Below are 4,190 nucleotides of genomic sequence, written 5' to 3' on the forward strand. Positions count from 1 at the left end.
TCGGTGACCAGCGCGGCGATCGGCGACCTCTCGCTGCGCGTGAGGGTCACGTGCGCGAACAGCGGGTGCCCCTTGAGTTTCTCGATGACCGCGGCGACGCCGTCGTGACGACCCACACGCAGGTTGTCGCGCTGCGCGACGTCGTGGGTGAGCACGACCCGCGAACCGGACCCCAGCCGTGAGAGCACCGTGAGCAGCACGTTGCGCTCGAGGGACTGCGCCTCGTCCACGATCACGAACGAGTCGTGCAGCGACCGGCCGCGAATATGCGTGAGCGGCAACACCTCCAGCATGCCGCGGCTGATCACTTCGTCCATCACGGCGGGGCTGGCCAGGCCGTCGAGGGTGTCGAAGACCGCCTGCGCCCACGGTCCCATCTTCTCGCTCTCGCTGCCCGGCAGGTAGCCGAGATCCTGGCCGCCGACCGCATAGAGCGGGCGGAACACCACGACCTTGCGCTGGGTGCGCCGCTCGAGCACCGCTTCCAGCCCGGCGGTCAACGCGAGCGCCGATTTGCCGGTGCCGGCCTTCCCACCGAGGGACACGATGCCGACCGAATCGTCGAGCAGAAGGTCCAGCGCCACACGTTGTTCCGCGGAACGTCCGTGCAGCCCGAAGGCCTCGCGGTCGCCGCGCACCAGCTGCACCCGCTTGTCCGGAGTCACCCGGCCCAACGCGCTCGACGCCCCACCGAGCATCCGGATTCCCGTGTGGCACGGAAGATCCCGCGCCTCGTCGAGGTCGATGACTCCCTCGGAGAACAGGGTGTCGATCACGGACCGGTCCACGTCGAGTTCGGTCATGCCCGTCCAACCGGAGATCACCACGTCCTGCGCGTGGTACTCGTCGGCGGGCAGACCCGCGGCGCCCGCCTTCACCCGCAACGGGATGTCCTTGCTGACCAGCACCACGTCCCGGCCGCCGACCGCGAGATTGAGCGCGCACGCCAGGATCCTGGAATCGTTGTCGTCGGTGCGGAACCCGGCGGGCAACACCGACGGGTCGGTGTGGTTCAGCTCCACGTGGAGGGTGCCGCCGGCGTCACCGATCGGGATCGGCTGGTCGAGACGACCGTGCTCGAGGCGCAGATCGTCGAGCAGCCGAAGCGATTCGCGTGCGAACCAGCCCAGTTCGTGATGATGCCGTTTGCCCTCCAGTTCCCCGATCACCACCAGGGGGAGCACCACCTCGTGTTCTGCGAAGCGGGTCACCGCCCACGGATCGGAGAGCAACACCGAAGTGTCCAGCACGTACGTGCGGACCGGGGACTTCTTCGCAGCGGACTTCGCGGAGCGATCGCCGGTGCGAGCGGGGACGGAGCGTGTTGCGGTCACGTGAGGCTCCTAGACCTGCGCGGCACCACGCAAGTGTCTTTCTCGGTGGGCCGGTCGTCCCGGGTGTCCGCTACGGACACGAGGGCCGGGTGCCGGCCCCTCGCACTGATTGCCTCAGCCACGACCAGGACCTCCCGTGTAACCGGCAACTGTGTCGGCTACAACGTCGACGCTAACGCCGACACGCCCCGAACGCTCGATGAGCGCGGGGCGTGTCGGTGAAGAATGCGTTAACGCAGGCGGGCGATCAGATGAGCGTCCAGTCCTCCAGGCCCTGGTACAGCGGCACATCCTGAGCCAGCTTGCTGACGCGGGCGCGCAGCGCGTCGACGTCGGCGCCACCGATCAGGGTCTGCGCGATGATCTCGGCGACCTCGGTGAACTGCTCGTCGCCGAATCCGCGGGTCGCGAGGGCCGGGGTGCCGATGCGCAGGCCGGAGGTGACCATCGGCGGGCGCGGGTCGAACGGCACGGCGTTGCGGTTGACGGTGATGCCGACCTCGTGCAGCGCGTCCTCACCCTGCTGGCCGTCGAGCTCCGAGTTGCGCAGGTCCACCAGCACCAGGTGCACGTCGGTGCCACCGGTGAGCACGGAGATGCCCTTGTCGGCGACGTCCGCCTGCGACAGGCGCTCGGCGAGGATCTTCGCGCCGGAGAGCGTGCGCCGCTGACGATCCTTGAACTCCTCGCCGGCGGCGATCTTCAGGGCGACGGCCTTCGCGGCGATCGCGTGCATGAGCGGTCCGCCCTGCTGGCCCGGGAACACCGCGGAGTTGATCTTCTTGGCCCACTCCTGCTTGGCCAGGATCAGACCCGAGCGGGGTCCGCCGAGGGTCTTGTGCACGGTGGTGGACACGACGTCGGCGTAGGGCACGGGCGACGGGTGCAGGCCGGCAGCGACCAGACCGGCGAAGTGCGCCATGTCGACCCACAGGTAGGCGCCGACCTCGTCCGCGATCGACCGGAACGCGGCGAAATCCTCGTGACGCGGGTACGCCGACCAGCCGGCGACGATGACCTTCGGCTTCTCCCGCAGCGCGATGTCGCGGACCTCGTCCATGTCGATACGGTGGTCTTCCTTGCTGACCCCGTAGGACGCGACGTCGTACAGCTTGCCGGAGAAGTTCAGCTTCATGCCGTGGGTGAGGTGGCCACCGTGCGCGAGGTCGAGGCCGAGGAGCTTCTCGCCCGGCGTCATCAGCGCCATGAGCACCGCGGCGTTCGCCTGGGCGCCGGAGTGCGGCTGCACGTTCGCGAACTCGGCACCGAACAGTTCCTTGGCGCGGTTGCGCGCGAGGTCCTCGACGATGTCGACGTTCTCGCAGCCGCCGTAGTAGCGGCGACCCGGGTAGCCCTCGGCGTACTTGTTGGTCAGCACGCTGCCCTGGGCCTGCAGCACGGCGCGCGGAACGAAGTTCTCCGACGCGATCATCTCGAGGGTGTCGCGCTGACGGGACAACTCACCCGCCATCGCCTGCGCGACTTCCGGGTCGAGATCGGCGAGCGAGGCAGTGTTGACGTCGGTGCCAGGCACGGTGGTCATCGAGGATTCTCCAAGCTGGGGGCGGCAGGATACGACCTCCAGTCTACGAAGCGCATCCCGAAATCAGGAACCCGGGACCCCGCCGTGATCGAGGTCACCGCAGCGAACTCGGCACCAGCGGTTCGTCGAGCAGCCTGCGGAACCGTTCGGCACGCTCGGCACCGGCCGGAACCCGCTCGAGCCAGCCGCCGAGCAGCCGGTAACCCTCCACATACGTGCTGATGTACGCGCGCCACAGCGGCGAGGACAGGAATCGCAGCGACTGCCGTGCCCGTTCCGGGGTCGACAGCGACCAACGCTGCAGGAACGCGGCGACGTCGTCGTGGCTGCGACCGCGGTCGTGCAGCAGCAGCGCGGCATCCTGACGCACCGACAGCAGCCCCGCGGACGCCTCGTGCAGCTGCTCCGCCAGTTCGCCGTCGAAACGCAGGCCGAGGTCGGCGTAGATCTCCTGAGCCCACCGGCCCCATCCCGGGCCGACGATCGCCTCGAGCGCGAGGTCGGCCAGACCCTCCGCCATGAGGCACTGCGGGGTGTTCACCAGGAACAGCGTCTGCTCGGCCTGCCCGCCGGCGACCAGACCGGCTTCCTTGCGACAGTGTTCGGTGTGGTGACCCGGGTACGCCTCGTGCGCGATCAGGCGCGGCAGGTGCGACATGTGCTGCTCGAGGTCGGAGTTGATCGCCACGCGGGAGCGGTAGTTCCCCAGGTAGTAGTTGAAACCCGACCACGGTTTGTCGCCGACCACCTCGTATTCGATCTGCTCGGCCTCCTGCAGCGGGTACACGGCCCGAACCTTGTCGCGCAGTGCGCTGGAGAACGCCTCGACGCACTCGGCGAGGCGGTCGGCGGGCACGATCTCGCTCTTGCGGTGAGCCTGCAGGCGTTCGGCGAGCGGTCCCGATCCGGGGAGCAGCGCGTCGAGACGACGATGCGCGTCGCGGTAGTCGTCCTCGTTGCCGGGGGCGATGCGCACGTCGAAGTACGCCTCGACCTCGTCGACGAAAGCTATGTCCTCACCTGCGAATTTGCGCGCCGAGCACTCCATGGCGCGCAGGTGCACGTCGAGGAACCGGGTGCGTTCGTCGGACAATCCGGCGCCCGCCAGTTCCGCGCGGAGCCGGTTCGCAGTGTGGGATAGGTCACGGGGATCCGGTTTCGGCGCGTTCTCCACCTGGCGACGCAGCGACGCGTCGCCGGTGTACGCGTCGACGAAGCCCTCCTCGAGCCGGTCGAAAGCGAGGCCGAGCAGCAGATATTCACGCACGAAACCGTCCGATCCCATGCTTTCGAACACTAGTCGTTCGTGCGGC

At 68.5% G+C, this 4,190-nt stretch carries 3 protein-coding genes; all 3 read right to left on the minus strand.

What is annotated here, in order from left to right; genetic code table 11:
* Window positions 1-1,334: PhoH family protein (locus I0Q12_RS29210; RefSeq protein ID WP_197257211.1), on the minus strand; the 1,334-nt coding region annotated here is incomplete at its 3' end.
* Between the two features lie 247 nt (window positions 1,335-1,581).
* Entirely contained in the window at window positions 1,582-2,877 is a 1,296-nt protein-coding gene (gene glyA, locus I0Q12_RS29215; RefSeq protein ID WP_197257213.1) for a serine hydroxymethyltransferase, read from the minus strand.
* A gap of 94 nt (window positions 2,878-2,971) precedes the next feature.
* Complete coding sequence (locus I0Q12_RS29220; RefSeq protein ID WP_197257215.1) at window positions 2,972-4,162, minus strand: DUF885 domain-containing protein; 1,191 nt, start codon at window positions 4,160-4,162, stop codon at window positions 2,972-2,974.
* Between the last annotated feature and the right edge of the window lie 28 nt (window positions 4,163-4,190).

Source organism: Rhodococcus sp. CX (assembly GCF_015865005.1).
Classification (GTDB): Bacteria; Actinomycetota; Actinomycetes; order Mycobacteriales; family Mycobacteriaceae; genus Rhodococcus.